We start from the raw sequence: 17,054 nt of genomic DNA on the forward strand, positions 1-17,054 counted from the left end.
GGTCACCCGATGACAGACACCACTACCCTTCTCAATGACCTGACCCACCTGCTCGGCGAGCGCGGGTTAGTCCGTGAGCCCGAGGCCATGGCGCGCTACACAAGCGACTGGGCGGGGGATTCGCTGGGTATGCCTCTGGCGGTGGCCCGCCCGGCAACTACTGCGGACGTCGCCGAGGTCGCAAAACGCTGCTATGAACAGGACATCGCCATGACGCCCCAGGGCGGCCATAGCGGCCTGGTGGCAGGCGCCCTGCCTGCCGCAAGCGGCCAGGAGCTGGTGATCAGCCTTGAGCGTTTGAATAGCGTGCGCGCCATTGACCCGGTCAACTTCACCATCACCGTAGACGCAGGCTGCATTCTTGAGAACGTCAAACTTGCCGCCGCGGAACATGACTGCGACTTCCCGCTCTCACTGGGCGCCCAGGGCAGCTGTCAGATTGGTGGCAATATCGCCACCAATGCCGGCGGCCTTAACGTGCTGCGTTACGGCATGATGCGCGAGCTGGTGCTCGGGCTTGAAGTGGTACTCCCCGACGGCCGCGTCTGGGAAGGCCTTGACGCCCTACATAAGGACAACCGCGGTTACGACCTTCAACAGCTGTTTCTGGGTAGCGAGGGCACGCTGGGTATCGTCACCGGCGCGGTGCTTAAACTCTCCCCACGCCTTACCCAAAACCGCACCGCGCTGCTCGGCCTGCCATCGGTACAGGCGGTGATCGATCTGTACGGTCTGGCGCGTCGCGACTGTTGCGACCTGCTGACCGCCTTCGAGCTGATCCCCCGCCGCTGCATCGAGCTGGCCATCGAAGCCACACCTGAGCTGCGCGACCCACTGGAAAGCGCCTATCCCTGGTATGTGTTGATGGAAGTCGCCGCCACAGGCCCGATAGACCTGAGCGCTATGCTTGAACAGCTGCTTGAAAAAGGCATGGAGCGGGAGTGGGTACTTGATGGCGCCCTGGCATCTAGCGATACCCAATCCGCCCAGCTCTGGCAGTTCCGCGAGAGCATGCTGGAAGGCCAGCGACGGCGCGGTGAGCACCTGCGCACCGATATTTCCGTGCCCATCTCGGCACTTCCCGACTTCGTTACCCAGGCGAGCGAAACCGTGATGGCCGCTTCGCCCGAGTGCGAGATCATTGCCTACGGGCATGTCGGCGACGGCAACCTGCACTTCAATATCCTGCCGCCCATGGCCATGGCCGACAGTGAGAAAAAAGCCCACCTCCACGACCTTGAAGAACGACTGTTTGACGTGCTCGACGACTTCCATGGCAGCATCAGCGCCGAACACGGCATTGGTCGAACCAAGCAAGCGCCCTATCTGGCGCGCTTATCGCCACTTGAGCGGGAGTTGGTCCAGGGCGTTAAAACTTTGTTCGACCCCAAGGGATTGATGAACCCAGGCAGGATTTTGCCGGCAGGTGACTAGCAAGCGGCCCGCCTGACATTGTCAGCGGGCACTTTAGGTAAGAGCTAGGCAGGCCCCACCACATGCTTCACTTCCAGGTACGCACTGAGCCCCCAGGGGCCGAGTTCGCGGCCGATGCCGCTGCGCTTGAAGCCGCCCCAGCCGGTTTCGGGGAGCACCAACTGCTCGCTGTTGTACCAGATGCTACCGGCTTTGAGCTTGCGGCCGATGCGTTTGGCGCGCTCGGGGTCGCCGCTGATGACGGTGGCCGCCAGGCCGTAGTCGCTGTCGTTGGCAAGTTGGATGGCTTCAGCTTCGTTTGCCACGCTACGTGCACAGAGTACAGGGCCAAAAATTTCTTCTTTCCACAGGCAACTATCCACCGGCACATCGCGGTAGAGGGTTGGCGCCAGGAAGTAGCCCTTCGCTGGCAGCGTGCGGTGCCGCCCGTCGCGTACTGCCTTCAGGCCTTCCTGTTCGGCCAGATTCAGATAGCCCTGAACCGCGTCGCGCTGCTTGGCGCTGGTCATCGGGCCTAAGTCGATGCCTTCCGCCAGCGGGTCGCCCAATGTCAGCGCATCCATACATTCGGCAAGGGCAGCGTAGAGTGCTTCCGCTATATCTTCGTGCACCAATAAACGCGAGGTCGCGGAACAGATTTGCCCGGCGTTGAAGTAGATACCCGCCATCACCCAGTCGGCGGCCTGAGCGGGGTCGGCGTCTTCCATCACTAAAATGGGGGATTTACCGCCCAGTTCCAGCGATACGTTAGCAGAGCGGTTGGCTGCGGCTTTCATCACCGCTTCGCCCACCTGATTACTGCCCGTAAAGGAGACTTTATCCACACCGGGATGGCGGGTTAGCGGCGCGCCGATGCCTTCGCCGTCGCCATTGAGAAGATTCAGCACGCCCGCAGGCAGACCGATCTCAAGGGCAATCTCTGCCTGCACCCGCTCGGGGAGCGGCGTGACTTCCGACGGTTTGAGCACGGCGGTACAGCCCGCGGCCAACGCGGGGGCCAGCTTCCAGGCGCTGGTCACCAGCGGGAAGTTCCACGGGGCAATCAGCCCTACCACGCCGACAGGGTCGTGGTAACAGCGGGCTTCAACACCCTCCATTTCCACGCTGACCAACTCGCCCTGGCGGGCATCCAGCGCCCTGGCCTGCCCGGCGTAGTAGCGATAGCAGGCAATGGCGTCGTCAAGATCGATCCCCGCTTCTGCCAGCGGCTTACCGTTGTTGGTGGCCGAAAGCGCCATGAGCGCTTCCCGACGGGCTTCCAGTGCATCGGCAAACCCGTCAAGGTATTTTGCCCGTGCGGTTCCGCCCAGCGCCTGCCAGACGGGCTGCGCCAGCTTTGCGGCGTTGACGGCGGCGTCGACATCCGCGGCGTCACCTGCCGTAACCTGGGCAATCCGCTCTTCGCGGTAGGGGTTCATCACGTCGAGCAGGCGGGTGCTCGCCGAGGGCACCCATTGGTTGTTGATGAATTGGTGGTCAACAACCGAAGGGTAATCGGTCTGGGAGGTCATGGGCATTGTCGAGGCTCCTTTAGAGGTCGTGTTGGCGAAGCCAATCATCGATGAGCGTTGTGAGATGCTGGCCGCTAAAGCTGGGGAAATGGCCGCCGTGGACGGTGCGGACGGGCAGCTTGCGCAGCCGCCGCATGCTGGCAGCGTAGTCGCTAAGATCGCTGTGCCAGAGGTCTTCAATAAGCGGGCCATCGTAAATCAGATCGCCCGAGATCAGCGTCTGGGTGGCCGCCTCCCACAGGGCGATGCCGCCGGGGGAGTGGCCCGGCGTATGGATCACCTCCCACTGCCGGTTCCCCAAGTCCAGTATTTCGCCATCCGCCAGCGGGCACACCTGCTGCGGTGCCGTGATGCGGTAGCGGCTGTGCGAATAAGGCTTGGCAGGGAGCGCCTCAAACATGTCATCGCTGAGAAACTGGTCGGCCAGGGTGCGCGTGTTGTCGGGTGAGGCCAGGATGTCCGCCTCAGCGGCATGCACATGGCAACAGCCAAACTCGTGGGCGGCGCCGATATGGTCAAAGTGCGTGTGGCTGGCCACCGCCAGCAGGTCACGCTCGGCAAGTTGCGCTACGTGCTGACGTAGCGGCACCGCGCCCAGGCCAAAGTCCACGACCATGCCCCGCTTGCTGCCCTGGACATGCCAGATATTGCAGCGATAAAACGGCTTGATCCACGGCTCGTCGATCAGGGTGATACCGTCCGCCTTGGGGGCGGTACGGTACCACTGCTGTGCATTGATGCGCTCAAGGCTCATGCGGGCACCCGCTTGGCGAGGGCAACCTTGCTGACCACAAAATAGAGCGCACCGGTAATCACGAAAACCGGCAGCGACGCGCCAAAATCAAGCGGTGCGACCCAGTTCCAGTAGTAAGCCAGTAACGCCCCGACCGCGTAACTGCCCAGCGCCAGCCAGTTGAAGGCGGGAAGGCTATGTTCCGCCTGGATCAGCTGTGCCGAGGTATAGCGCTGGCGGCCCAGCAGGTAGTAATCGACGATCATCAGTGAAAAGGCGGGAATAAAGACGCTGCCAATGATTAGTAGAAAGGTCTGGAACTGATCGAGAATGCCGGGGATGAGCGCACCGATCACGGACATGACGCCAATAATCAACGCCGGTTTCCAGAACGGCACCTTCGGGCGCACGCTCATGAACGAAAGCGTGGCGCTATAGACGCACATCACGTTGGTGGTCAGTACCGAGAAGAAAATCACCAGAGCGGCGGGCAGGCCGAAACCGAAGCCGCTAAGCAGGGTCGTCGGGTCGTAGGTTGGCGCCATACCCACGCTGATCGACAGCGCTGATACCGTGGCGCCCAGCCCCATCGCTACCAGCGTTGCCACCACGTAGCCGCCCCAAGTGCCCACCACAGCGGCTTTTAGCGAGCGGCAGTGGCGGTTGTAATCCGCCGCCAATGGAATCCAGGAAAACGCCGTCGCGACCACGATATCGAACACCACGCCGCCACCCAGAACGCCTTCGGGCTCCAACTGGGTGATGCTCGGCAGGTCATAATGGCGATTGAGCGCGAACAGCACCACCGCCGAGAGCCCTAACATCAGCAAGGCCGCTATCTTCTCGACTTTCTCGATCCCCAGGTGACCACGCAGGGCAATCAGCACCACCAGGGATTCACAGATAACCGTGAAGAGCGCGACATTGGAGTAACCGGTCAGGCTTTCCACGGCGTAGTCCAGACTCATGCCGGCGAGCAGCGCCTGGATCCAGCTCCACGCTATCAGCGCCAATAGATTCACCCAGGCGGGGAAATTAGCGCCTTTTCTACCAAAGGTGCCCCGCGCCAGCACCATGGTGGTCATGCCGGTTTGCTGGCCCATCACCCCGATCAATACCAGCGGGATGATGCCGATCGCCGAACCAATCAAGATCAGCAGCATGGCATGTTGGAAGGTCAGGTCAGGGACTAAAAACATGCCGGTCAGGATGGTGGTGACCACCACGTTGGCGCCGAGCCACAGGGCAAAGGTTCCCGGCAGCCCAAGGCTGTGTTCAACGTCGTCGGCAGACAGGGTGTCCTGGCCGAGCACTTGATTATTCTTCATTGTTATCTCCTGTTGATATCAGGCTTTTCTGCCAGGCAGCGGCATCAATTTCGATCAGTACTGGTCCGGTCGCTTCGCGGTTGGCGAGCGCGCTGGCGAGTTCGGCGGGGCTTTCCACCAAGGCGCCAGGGCAGCCAAAGCTTTCGGCTAGGGTGAGGAAGTTGGGCGCCTGAATATCCACGCCCAGGCGCGCCACACCGTTGGCATCCATATAGCGGCGAATCTCCTCAAAACCGGCGTTGTGCCAGAGCACAATCACCACCGGCAGACGCGCTTCTACGGCGGTGGCGATTTCCGAGAGCGTAAACATCACTCCTCCATCGCCTACCAGCGCTACCACCGGTAGATCCGCTCGCGCCAGCTGTGCGCCCAGCGCCGCCGGCAGCCCATAACCCAAGGTGCCGTAACCCGTCGAGGCATTGAAGTAACGCCTGGGCGCGGGCTGGCTGACCAGGTGGTTACCGGCATACACCGGCGCGGTGGAGTCGCCCACCAGAATGGCCTCGGGCAGATGCTCGGCAAGCGTTGCATACAGCGGCACAAAGTCGCTGAAGGCCGGGTCGTTGTGAAGGTTTAGCGCCCTCAATGCGGACGCGGTTCGCGCCTTGCCGTGGCGGTTTAGTGGCTCGGGGAAGTGCTTAAGCAGCAGTTCAAGGCTACGCCCGGCATCGCCCACCAGTCCCAACGTTACGCGCTGGTTGCGCACCAGCTGCTCTGGGTCGAGATCAATACGAATCAGCGTGCCACTGAGATGAAAGCCACCATCAAACACAACGTCGTAGTCGGTCTCGCCAAGCTCGGTGCCGACGGCCAGAACCACATCCGCATTGACCGCCAGTTCACGCACCGCGGGTAGCGCGGCGTTAGCACCCAGATCCAGCGGATGGTCACGGCCCAGCAGGCCTTTGGCATTGATGGTCGTGACCGTGGGCGCATCCAGCTGTTCTACCAGTGCTCGCGCCGCCTCTGGCGCTGCCACGCAGCCACCGCCCAACAGTACCAAGGGTTGCTTCGCTGCATGCAACAAACGGGCGGCTTCGGCAAGCCCTTCCGGGTCGGGAGCAGCACGATAGAGCGTAGGTGCCTGCCAACTGGCCGGTTCATTTACCGGCGCATTAAACAGGTCGATGGGGATTTCGATGTGCACCGGGCCCGGCCGCGCGCCGTTGAACACGGCAAAGGCGCGGGCCAGCACCTCGGGTAGCGTATTGGCGTCCAGCAGCGTATGGCTGAACCGCGCAACGCCGCTGATCATCTGCTGCTGGCTGGGCAGCTCGTGGAGCCGCCCTTGGCCCATACCCAGGGTATCGCGACGGTTCACGCTGGAGATCACCAGCATGGGGATCGAGTCCGCCAGGGCTTGGCCCATGGCGGTGGCCATATTGGTCATTCCTGGCCCGGTGATAATCAGGCACACCCCCGGCTGGCCGCTGGCCCGGGCATAGCCGTCGGCCATAAACCCCGCCCCCTGCTCATGGCGCGGTGTGACATGCTGTACATCGCTGCCTTCCAGCCCGCGATACAGCTCCACGGTATGCACGCCGGGAATGCCGAACAGTGTGCTGACACCGTAGGTATCGCGCAGCAAACGGATCAGCAGCTCGGCACAGGTCAGGGGTGCTGGATAGGTGGATTGATTGCTCGTTACGCTAGTGTTCATTGCAGGCCCCTTAGAAGAAAAACGTATGGGCCATAAAGGCAATGATCGGCAGCGTAATGGCGGTCCGCAGCAGGAAGATCGCCACCAGTTCCCAGAGCTTGATCGGGATCTTCGACTTGAGCAGCAGCGCGCCGATTTCCGACATATAGATCAACTGAGTGAGCGACAGGCAGGCAATCACAAAGCGGGTGAGCTCGCTTTCGATATTGGTCGCCAGTACCGCCGGCAGAAACATGTCGGCAAAGCCCACCAGCGTCGCGGGCGCTGCCGCTTCCGCCTCGGGAATTCGCAGCAGCTCCAGCACCGGGACCATGGGATAGGAAAGCCATGTAAATAGCGGGGTAAATTCGGCGAGAATCAGCGCGACCGTGCCAATGGCAAACACCAGTGGCAGCAGGGCGAGGAAAATATCCATGACGTTCAGCAGCGCCAGCTTTGCCAGCTCCCTTGGCCCCGGCGCACCGGCGGCGCGACGCGTGGCTTGCAGCAAGCTGTAACGCAACAGACCTATTTTAGCGGTGGGTTTTTCGCTGATCTGGCACCCTACCGGCTCATAGTAGTCATTGGCTTTGCGCGACAGTGGCGGCAAACGCGGCACGATCACCGCGGCTATCAACCCCGCCACGACCACCGTGAAATAAAACTGCACAAACAGGTGGTTAATATCCACAAAGCTGGTCACGAGCAGCGCAAAGGCAATCGAGACCACCGAAAAGTTGGAGGCAATCACCGAGGCTTCGCGGCCGTTATAGTAGCCCTGCTCATACTGTTGCGTGGTAATCAGTACGCCGACGGTACCCGACCCCATCCACGACGCGGTGGCATCGATGGCGCTGCGTCCCGGCAGATTAAAGATCACCCGGAACGGCTTGCGCACCAGGCTGCCGATAAACTCCATAAAGCCGAATTCCACCAGAAACGGCAGTAGCAGCGCGGCAAAAAAGAAGAAGGTCAGCAGCACCGGCGCCAGGTCGTTGAGCATCACCCCACCGGTAAACGATGCGGTGACGAATTCGGGGCCCACCTGAAAAAACGTCATCAAGGCAAACAGTGCGCCCAGAATGCGCATACCCAACCATACCGGCCCGACGTGAAACATTTCATACAGCACGCCCGACTCTGCCCACCGGGGGTTGGCCAGCTTGGCATAAAGCGTGGCCACGACCGAGAAGCACAAAACCACCGTAGCGATCGCAGGCAAGGCCGCACCCAGCAGGGTTTGCAATCCATCGGCCATCAGGCCCATGCCGATGTTAATGGTGTCGCCCACTTGAAAGGGCACCAAGAACAACAGCACCCCGATCAAGGAGGGAATTAAGAATTTGATGAGATGACGCCGTTGGATCGGCTCATCGGCGCTTGGCTCGTCTAGCTGCACATGCGAGGACATGGGTTCACCTGTATTGAAGGTTTATTGGAGGTGAGCTGGCGATTTCTGAAGCGGCGGCCAGCACCGCTTCTTACCTTGTCTATTTATGGATCGCGCCTTGTTACACCGGCGCTTTGTAATGCCATCATCTGATTAACTGCCGCGTTTCACGCCCGGCAGTACACAGAGCATTTCATACAACAACGTGGCCCCCATTAGCGCGGTGTTGCCGCTGGGGTCGTAGGGTGGCGACACTTCCACCAGATCGCCGCCGACAATGTTCAGGCCTGCCGCACCACGAACGATTTCCAGGCCCTGGGAAGACGTCAGGCCGCCCATTTCCACCGTGCCCGTACCGGGGGCAACCGAGGGATCCAGGGCGTCGATATCAAAGCTGATGTACACCGGGATATCGCCCATCTGCTCGCGCACTTCCTTCATCAACGGCGCCAGCGAGCGGTACCAGCAATCCTCCGCCTGAACGACACGAAAGCCCTGCTCACGACACCAGTCGAAATCTTCCGCGGCGTATCCCGTCCCCCGCAGGCCTATCTGCACAACCTTGTTGGCGGCCAGCAGCCCCTCTTCCTGGGCACGACGAAACGGCGTGCCATGGGCAATCGGCTCGCCAAACATGTGCTCGTTCACATCGGCGTGGGCATCGACGTGGATCAGCCCTACCGGGCCATGTTTCTTGGCGATGGACCGCAGTATCGGCAGAGTGAGCGTATGTTCGCCGCCGAGCGATAGCGGAATACAGTCATGCTTGAGCACCTCGTCGTAAAACGCGGTAATGATGTCGACGCTTTTTGGCAGATGAAACGTATTGATGGGGACATCGCCAATGTCCGCCACCTGCAGGCTTTCGAAGGGCGCGGCGCGGGTCGCCATGTTATAGGGGCGCAGCATGCGCGACTCATCGCGGATCTGGCGCGGCCCAAGGCGTGTGCCCGGGCGGTTTGACGTGCCAATATCCATGGGAATGCCGATAAAGGCCGCATCCAGGCCCTCGGCGGTATCCTGGGTGGGCAGGCGCATCATGGTCGCGGGGCCGGCAAAGCGCGGCATGGAGTTGCCGCCCAGCGGCTGGTTAAACTGCGACATCGTCATCTCCTTGGATTTGTTTTCTTACTCGTCTCGTAACGGTGTTGCATAGACCATGCCAAGTCGCCGATGCCGATAAATCAGTGGTCGCGCCGGCCATTTGATGCAAAAATGACTCAAAAAACCCCGCAATCAATTCATAAATGAATCAGCAATTCACTTATGAATCACTGACCGAACGCCGCTGGCGATGGGTGACAGGCCATGAGCGAAATAGACAGGCGCGTACTGGAAACCATTGTGGAAACCGCCAACGACCACTTTTTCATCGTCGGAGGCGACGGCCGGGTGCTGGATGTCAGCCCCGGTGCCGAGGCCGTTTATGGCGTTTCCCGTGAAGAGCTGCTGTCCAGCACCGTTCAGCAGCTTCAGCAGGTGGGCGTTCTCAGGCCGTCGATCACCCTGGAGGTGATGCGCACCCGCCGCCCGGCCCAGCTGATGCAGGTGACTGGAACGGGTCGTCGGGTGATTGCCGAGGCCTATCCTGTCTTTGTGGAAGGCAAGCTTGAGCGCATCATCAGCCGGTCACGGGACTTAACCGACCTACAACTGCTTCAGGACGAATATGCGCTGCTGCAGAAACGCTTCAGCGACCACCTGAAGCGCAGCCAGGCAGCGCCGGATGCCGAGGAACAGGCACTGGACGACGCACTGGATGATCTTCGGGTAAGAAGCCATGTGATGCGCGAGGTTGCCTTGCTGCTCAAGCGCGTCGCGCCCTCGGACGCCAACGTACTGATGCTCGGGGAGTCAGGGGTGGGGAAAACCGCCTTTGCCAAGCAGCTACACCGCTGGAGCCAGCGCTGTGACGGCCCCTTTATCGACGTCAACTGTGGGGCGATCCCCGAAAATCTGTTTGAGTCCGAGATGTTTGGCTACCAGCCCGGCGCTTTCAGCGGTGCCGCGCGGCAGGGCAAGGCGGGGCTGTTGGAGCAGGCCGAAGGGGGCACGCTGTTTCTGGATGAAGTCGGCGAGCTGCCGCTGTTGATGCAAACCAAACTGCTCAAGGTGATCCAGGATGGCAGCCTGACCCGCCTGGGCGATACGCGCGCGCGTCGCGTCGATTTCCGCCTGGTGGTCGCCACCAATCAGGATCTCGGCAAACAGGTGGAAGCCGGCCGGTTTCGTCTGGATCTTTATTACCGTTTGAACGTGATTCCCATCACGTTACCGCCGTTGAGGGATCGACGCGAAGACATTCCCGACCTGGTCGATGCCTGCCTGGAGCGGCTAAACCAGCGCTACGGGCGACATAAGATTCTGGGCAACCAGGTATGGTCGACGCTGATGGGCAGCGAATGGCCCGGTAACGTGCGCGAGCTGGAAAACTGGCTGGAAAGAGCCTGGCTCTCGAGCCCCACCGACCAGATCGAAGCGCCCGCCTTTCAGCCCCACGCCGAACAGGACGCCGCCAGCATGCCGAGCGTTCACTCATCACCGGCAAGCTTACCGATAGCCCCTCAGGAAAGCCTCAAGCAGTATCTCGAACGGCTGGAACGCGAAACGCTATTGCAGCTAAGCACCTCGCTGCCCAGCACCTACGCCATCGCCGAACGGCTGGGCATCAGCCAGTCAAGCGTCGTCCGGCGGCTGCACCGCTACGGCATCAAAGTCGCCAAATGATTTATCGCTTGACACAGCGAACGTAATACCCCATCCATGTAAGTGTCACGCAATTGCAACACCTTCAACACAAGCTGGATCAATAACAACCAACAGCCGGTGATGAGTGTTATGGACCAATCGCGTATCCGCCTGGAACGCGTTACCAAACGTTGGGACGCGATACCCGCTGTCGATCGTATTTCCTTCGATGTCACGCCCGGGCAATTCGTCATTTTGCTGGGGCCGTCGGGCTGTGGAAAATCGACCACATTGCGCATGATTGCTGGCCTTGAAGAGGCCAGCGACGGGCGTATTCATATCGGTGATCGCGACGTTACCCGGTTGCCGCCTGGGGATCGTGGGCTGAGCATGGTGTTTCAGTCCTACGCACTATTCCCGCACCTGAGCGTGGCTGACAACATCGTGTTTGGTCTGCGCAGCCGCAAGGTGCCCAAGGCCGAGCAGCGCGAGCGGCTGGCCAAGGTCGCCGAACTCGTTGACCTCACCGACTATCTGAACCGCAAACCGGCCCAGCTTTCCGGTGGCCAGCGCCAGCGCGTGGCGCTGGCGCGCTCGGTGATCTCCGAACATCCGATCTGCCTGATGGACGAGCCGCTATCCAACCTTGATGCCCGGCTGCGCAGCGATATGCGCAGGGAAATCAAGGCGTTGCAAAGCCGTCTGAACATGACGGTGATCTACGTCACCCATGACCAGGTCGAGGCCATGAGCATGGGCGACCGTGTGATTCTGATGCAGCACGGCAAGATCGTGCAGGACGGCACCCCTGACGAGCTTTACAACCGCCCGGCCAGCGCCTTCGCCGCCAGCTTTATCGGCAGCCCGGCCATGAACCTGCTGCCGCTTGTGCCAGGCGAACATGGTGCCGTGATTGAAAGCGAACCCGACACAACGGTAGCCCCGCTGGAAGCCGCCAACGGTCAGTTGGGCATCCGCCCGGAAGATATCGAGCTACGCCCTGCATCAGCCTCCGGGGTACCGGCAAAGGTGCTGAGCGACGAATATCTGGGCGCCGATACCATCGCCCACCTGGCGGTCGGCGACCATACCCTGCGGATCCGACTGCGCGGCCGCCATGCGATTACCGGCCAGCACTGCCGGATCGGCTGGCCTGCGTCCGCCGCGCACCTCTTCGCCGAGGACGGCCTGCGTCGTGACGACCTGACCGCTTACTCACTAATGCCCACTGCTCCGCCGGAAAGCGAGTTACCCATCGGTTCATCGCAAGACGAAACCCGCCACTCCCAGCTCCAATCCCAACGTTGAGGTGTTCCCCATGCGTGCCCGTATCCCCTTTGCTCTTTCTGCCCTAACCGCTGGCCTGCTCAGCGCCGGTCAGGTCGCCGCCAACGACCCGGTCGAATTGACCATGTACTACCCGGTCGCCGTCGGCGGTGCGTTAACCGATGTGGTCGACGACTTGGTAGCAGATTTCGAAAATGAGCATCCTGATATCGACGTGGAAGCCATCTACGCCGGCAACTACGACGACACCCGCGTGAGGGCGATGTCGGCGATGGAAGCGGGTGATACGCCGCAGTTGTCGGTGATGTTCTCCATCGACCTCTACGAACTGCTGGAGCAAGATGCCATTGTGGCCTTCGACGACCTTGTCGAAAGCGACGCAGAACGCGAATGGCTCAACAGCTTCTACCCCGGCCTGATGGAAAACGGCCGACTGGACGGCAAGACCTACGGCATTCCCTTCCAGCGCTCCACCATCGTGCTGTTCTGGAACAAGGACGCCTTTGAAGCCGCCGGACTCGACCCTGAGACGCCCCCCGAAAACTGGGAACAGATGGCCGAAATGGCCGCCACCGTGCGCGAGGCTTCCGATGGCGAACAGTGGGGCGTCATGGTGCCCTCCACCGGTTATCCCTATTGGATGTTCCAGGCCTTCGCCTTCCAGAACGGCCACCGGCTGATGAGCGAAGACGGTACCGAGGTCTATTTTGATGACCCTGCCGCCATTGAAGCGCTTGAATACTGGGTATCGCTGGCCGATGAGCACGATGCCATGCCTGACGACACCATTGAATGGGGCACGCTGCGCCAGAACTTTATCGAAGAGTCCACCGCGATGATGTGGCACACCACCGGCAACCTGAGCGCCGTGCGTAGCGACGCCGATTTTGATTTCGGCGTCGCCATGCTGCCCATGAAAACCCAGCGCGGCAGCCCCACCGGCGGTGGCAACTTCTACGTCTTCAAGGATACGACGGAAGAAGAACAGCGCGCGGCCATGACCTTCATCCGCTGGATGACCGCCCCTGAACGCGCCGCTGCCTGGTCGATCGAGACCGGCTACATGGGCGTCAGCCCCGCTGCCTACGAGACCGAGGCGCTGCGCGATTATGTTAAAGACTTCGCCCCCGCCGCCGTCGCCCGGGATCAGCTGGAGCACAGCACGGCGGAGCTCTCCACTTACCAGGGTGGCCGCGTGCGCCGCGCCCTGGACAACGCCGTGCAAGCCGCCCTGACCGGACAGATGAGCCCTGAAGAAGCCCTTACCCAGGCGCAGCAGGAAGCCGAAGCAGTGCTACGCCGCTACGCCCGCTAAGGCGCATTAGAAGAAAACAGAACGCTTCCATGTTCGCCGGGGTGCGCCCCGGCTTTTCCGACTCGCGGTGATCCGCCATGACCCTAACCGCCCACGGTAAATTACAGCTGTACGGCGCGCTGCTGTTACTGCCCGCTGCCGTACTCCTGGCTGCCTTTGCCTACTTGCCTACCATCATGACCGTCATCAACAGTCTTTTTCTTCCCGGCTTTCGCGGCGAGCCCGCGGCGTTTGTCGGAGTCGAGAACTATCAGGTGCTGTTCGACGACCCAACCTTCTGGCAGGTAGCGCGTAATAACCTGCTCTATGCGCTGGGCACCATTCCTACCTCCATCGCCCTGGCGCTGGGCATGGCGCTGTTCGTCAACGGCAAGCTGCCGGGTCGCGGCTTCGTGCGCATGGCGTATTTCACACCGACCATCCTGCCCATGATCGCCGCCGCCAATATCTGGATGTTTTTCTACGCGCCCCAGATCGGCCTGTTCAATAGCCTGCTGGAAACATTGGGATTTTCCGGCGTTAACTGGCTCGGCGACCCAAGCGTCGCCCTCGGCTCGGTGATTGTCATGTCGGTGTGGAAGGAAGCAGGCTTTTTCATGATTTTCTACCTGGCCGCGCTGCAGAGTATTCCACCGGAACTCAAGGAAGCCTCCGACCTTGAAGGGACTGGCCGCTGGAGCTTCTTCTGGCGGGTTACCTTTCCGCTGCTGATGCCCACCACACTCTTTGTATTGATCAATGCGCTGATCAACGCGGTACGCGTGGTGGATCACCTGTTTATCCTGACCAAAGGCGGGCCCAACAACGCCACCAACCTGCTGCTTTATTACGTCTACGAAAATGCCTTCTCGTTCTTCGACCGCACCACAGCGGCGACCATCACGGTGGTCATTCTGCTGGTGCTGGCCGTGGTGGCCACGCTTAAGTTCACGATTCTTGATCGCAGGACGCACTATCAATGAACACCACAACAACCACTGCGCCCCACTCTCGTTACGTCTCCGTTCCGTCGCTTGAAATGGTGGCTGCATGGCTGCTGGCGGTTATATGGGTCTTTCCGCTGCTGTATGCGTTCTGGGCCGCCTTTCACCCCAGCGAATTCATGGTGAATTTTGAGCTCTTCGCCCCGCTAACGCTGGAAAACTTTGCCGATGCCTGGACGCAGGCGCCCTTCGCCCGCTACTACCTGAATACCTTCGCGCTGGTGACCGGCGTGGTGTTCGCCCAGTTTGTGGTCTGCACCCTGGCGGCGTTTGCCTTCGCACGTTTTCCCGTACCCGGTAAGAATGTGTTGTTCATGCTGGTGCTGATTCAGCTGTTTGTGTTCCCCGAAGTACTGATCGTCGAGAACTACCGCATCGCCAGCGGGCTGGGATTGATCGACACCATCACCGGGATCGGCCTGCCCTACGTGGCCAGCGCCTTTGGGATTTTCCTGCTGCGCCAGACGTTCAAGACCATCCCCCGGGAGCTTGAGGACGCCGCGCGTATCGAAGGCTGCAACTGGCTGGAAATTTTGTGGAAAGTCTATGTACCGCTGGCCAAGCCCACCTACCTTGCCTACGGCCTGGTGTCCATCAGCCACCACTGGAACAACTTCCTGTGGCCGCTGGTGGTGACCAACTCGGTAGAGAGCCGTCCGTTGACCGTCGGCCTGGGGGTCTTCTCGGCACCGGAAACCGGGGTCAATTGGGCCACCGTCAGCGCCGCCACGCTGCTAAGCATTGCTCCACTGCTGGTCGCTTTCCTGCTGTTCCAGCGCCAGTTCGTGCAGTCGTTTTTACGGGCGGGGATTCGCTAGGCAAACTTCCTTGAATTTTCGTGCGACAATTCTCCCTCAGGCACGAGACAAGGAGCGCATTGATGCACGGCGACACCCACCCGGAAGCCCTAAAGGTGCTGCAGGAGGTATTTGGCTACGACAGCTTTCGCGGCCCGCAGCAGGCCATCATTAGGCATGTGATCGCCGGTGGCGATGCGCTGGTGCTGATGCCCACTGGCGGCGGCAAGTCGCTGTGCTATCAGATCCCTGCACTGCTGCGCGAAGGCACTGCCATTGTGGTCTCGCCGCTGATCGCGCTGATGCAGGATCAGGTGGCGGCGCTTGAGCAGAACGGGGTCAGGGCGGCTTACCTGAACTCCAGCCTTGATTATCACGAGGCAGTCGAAGTAGAGAACCGCCTGCGCTCGGGAGAACTGGATCTTTTGTATGTCGCGCCCGAGCGGCTGGCCACGGCGCGAATGCAGATGCTGCTGGAACAGACCCGGATTGCGCTGTTCGCCATTGATGAAGCCCACTGCGTCTCCCAGTGGGGCCACGATTTTCGTCCGGAGTATCGCCAGCTTTCCCAGCTTCATCAGCGTTTTCCCCAGGTGCCGCGCATCGCCCTGACCGCCACTGCCGATGTGCCCACCCGGGGCGATATCATGGAGCATCTGCAGCTCCAGGAGGCAGCGCTTTACAACAGCGGCTTTGACCGGCCCAACATTCGCTACCATATCGCCGAGAATCAGGGTAACGCCAAGGAACAGCTGCTGCGCTTTATTCGCGAGCACCACGACGGCGAGGCGGGTATCGTCTACTGCCTTTCCCGGCGCAAAGTGGAGGAGACCGCCGCCTGGCTGGAGCGCCAGGGGCTGACGGCACTGCCCTACCACGCGGGGCTTCCCCCGGAGCAGCGCCAGCACCACCAGACCCGCTTTCTACGTGAAGAGGGTGTGGTCGTCGTGGCCACCATCGCCTTTGGCATGGGCATCGACAAGCCGGACGTGCGTTTTGTGGCCCACCTTAACCTGCCCAAGAGCATCGAAGCCTACTACCAGGAGACCGGCCGCGCCGGGCGTGACGGCCTGCCCGCCGATGCCTGGATGGCCTATGGACTTCAGGATGTGATCACCCTGCGCCAGATGCAGCAGGACTCCAGCGCCGCCGACCATCAAAAGCGCATCGAACAGCAGAAGCTCGACGCCATGCTGGGGCTGTGTGAAATCATCAGCTGCCGTCGCCAGGCGCTGTTGCACTATTTTGGCGATCACCTGGACGCCCCCTGCGGCAACTGCGATAACTGCCTGACCCCACCCGAGACCTGGGAAGCCACCGTGGCGGCGCAAAAGGCGCTCTCCTGCGTCTACCGCACCGAACAGCGCTTCGGCGTGACCTATCTGGTGGATGTGTTACTCGGTAAACATAACGAGCGGATCACCCGCTTTGGCCACGACCGCCTAAGCACCTTCGGCATTGGTAAAGACCTCGCGGCCAGCGAATGGAAAGCGCTCTTTCGCCAGTTGATTGCCAGCGGCTTTTTAAGCGTGGATATGGAGGGGCACGGCGGCATCAAGCTCACCGCCAATGCCAAACCGGTGCTGCGCGGCGAGCAGAATCTAACGCTGCGCAAGCCAAGCAACAAACCCAGCAAAGCCAAAACCGCTCGACGGGGCAGCAAAGGCGCCTCAGCCCCCCAGGGCCACGGCCCGCTGTGGGAGGCTCTGCGCCAGCACCGCCGGGAACTGGCCGAGACCCAGGGCGTACCTGCCTATGTGATCTTCCACGACGCCACCCTGGCTGACATGGTCGAGCAGAAGCCCCAGAGCCTGGATGCCATGGGCGCGATCTCAGGCATCGGCGCACGCAAGCTGGCGGACTACGGCGAGGGTTTTCTGGACGTCATCCTGGCGCATCAGGCAACCGAACAAAGCGGCTGAACCAGCTCGCCCTCAGGCATTAGCACC

General features: G+C 61.0%; 13 protein-coding genes. 7 read left to right on the top strand and 6 right to left on the bottom strand.

Annotation, left to right across the window (positions count from 1 at the left end):
• The first annotated feature begins 9 nt into the window (after nucleotides 1–9).
• Complete coding sequence (locus QC815_RS15010) at nucleotides 10–1,434, top strand: FAD-binding oxidoreductase (RefSeq protein WP_310540684.1); 1,425 nt, start codon at nucleotides 10–12, stop codon at nucleotides 1,432–1,434.
• A gap of 44 nt (nucleotides 1,435–1,478) precedes the next feature.
• Here QC815_RS15010 and QC815_RS15015 read toward each other — a convergent pair whose 3' ends face one another.
• The 6 genes from QC815_RS15015 to speB all read right to left on the bottom strand — a co-directional run bounded on the left by QC815_RS15015 (nucleotide 1,479) and on the right by speB (nucleotide 9,139).
• Nucleotides 1,479–2,951: an aldehyde dehydrogenase family protein gene (locus QC815_RS15015; protein ID WP_310540686.1), complete on the bottom strand. Its 1,473-nt coding sequence runs from the start codon at nucleotides 2,949–2,951 to the stop codon at nucleotides 1,479–1,481.
• 13 nt (nucleotides 2,952–2,964) lie between these two features.
• Complete coding sequence (locus QC815_RS15020; protein ID WP_310540688.1) at nucleotides 2,965–3,699, bottom strand: MBL fold metallo-hydrolase; 735 nt, start codon at nucleotides 3,697–3,699, stop codon at nucleotides 2,965–2,967.
• The gene (locus tag QC815_RS15025; protein WP_310540690.1) at nucleotides 3,696–5,006 is read right to left on the bottom strand and encodes a purine-cytosine permease family protein; all 1,311 of its coding nucleotides are present in this window, start codon (nucleotides 5,004–5,006) and stop codon (nucleotides 3,696–3,698) included. The genes QC815_RS15020 and QC815_RS15025 overlap by 4 nt, the downstream gene beginning before the upstream one ends.
• On the bottom strand, nucleotides 4,996–6,666 hold the full coding sequence (locus tag QC815_RS15030; protein WP_310540692.1) for a 5-guanidino-2-oxopentanoate decarboxylase: 1,671 nt from the start codon (nucleotides 6,664–6,666) through the stop codon (nucleotides 4,996–4,998). The genes QC815_RS15025 and QC815_RS15030 overlap by 11 nt, the downstream gene beginning before the upstream one ends.
• 10 nt (nucleotides 6,667–6,676) lie before the next feature.
• Complete coding sequence (locus QC815_RS15035; protein WP_310540694.1) at nucleotides 6,677–8,056, bottom strand: YjiH family protein; 1,380 nt, start codon at nucleotides 8,054–8,056, stop codon at nucleotides 6,677–6,679.
• Nucleotides 8,057–8,188: 132 nt separating this feature from the next.
• A complete protein-coding gene (gene speB, locus QC815_RS15040) occupies nucleotides 8,189–9,139 on the bottom strand; it encodes an agmatinase (RefSeq protein WP_310540696.1) in 951 nt (316 codons plus the stop codon).
• Nucleotides 9,140–9,343: 204 nt separating this feature from the next.
• On the opposite strand from speB, the gene QC815_RS15045 reads away from it, so the two are divergent.
• The 6 genes from QC815_RS15045 to recQ all read left to right on the top strand — a co-directional run bounded on the left by QC815_RS15045 (nucleotide 9,344) and on the right by recQ (nucleotide 17,027).
• Complete coding sequence (locus QC815_RS15045) at nucleotides 9,344–10,762, top strand: sigma-54 interaction domain-containing protein (RefSeq protein ID WP_230445875.1); 1,419 nt, start codon at nucleotides 9,344–9,346, stop codon at nucleotides 10,760–10,762.
• 111 nt (nucleotides 10,763–10,873) lie between these two features.
• Nucleotides 10,874–12,031 (top strand): ABC transporter ATP-binding protein, encoded by a 1,158-nt coding sequence (locus QC815_RS15050; protein ID WP_230445874.1) that lies wholly within the window; start codon nucleotides 10,874–10,876, stop codon nucleotides 12,029–12,031.
• A 10-nt stretch (nucleotides 12,032–12,041) separates the two neighbouring features.
• Nucleotides 12,042–13,325 (top strand): ABC transporter substrate-binding protein, encoded by a 1,284-nt coding sequence (locus tag QC815_RS15055; RefSeq protein ID WP_310540700.1) that lies wholly within the window; start codon nucleotides 12,042–12,044, stop codon nucleotides 13,323–13,325.
• Between the two features lie 77 nt (nucleotides 13,326–13,402).
• The gene (locus tag QC815_RS15060; RefSeq protein WP_230445872.1) at nucleotides 13,403–14,287 is read left to right on the top strand and encodes a carbohydrate ABC transporter permease; all 885 of its coding nucleotides are present in this window, start codon (nucleotides 13,403–13,405) and stop codon (nucleotides 14,285–14,287) included.
• Nucleotides 14,284–15,126, top strand: a complete 843-nt coding sequence (locus QC815_RS15065) for a carbohydrate ABC transporter permease (protein ID WP_310540702.1) — start codon at nucleotides 14,284–14,286, stop codon at nucleotides 15,124–15,126. The genes QC815_RS15060 and QC815_RS15065 overlap by 4 nt, the downstream gene beginning before the upstream one ends.
• A gap of 62 nt (nucleotides 15,127–15,188) precedes the next feature.
• On the top strand, nucleotides 15,189–17,027 hold the full coding sequence (recQ, locus tag QC815_RS15070) for a DNA helicase RecQ (RefSeq protein ID WP_310540704.1): 1,839 nt from the start codon (nucleotides 15,189–15,191) through the stop codon (nucleotides 17,025–17,027).
• Nucleotides 17,028–17,054 lie beyond the last annotated feature (27 nt).

Source organism: Vreelandella gomseomensis (assembly GCF_031451645.1).
Classification (GTDB): Bacteria; Pseudomonadota; Gammaproteobacteria; order Pseudomonadales; family Halomonadaceae; genus Vreelandella; species Vreelandella gomseomensis.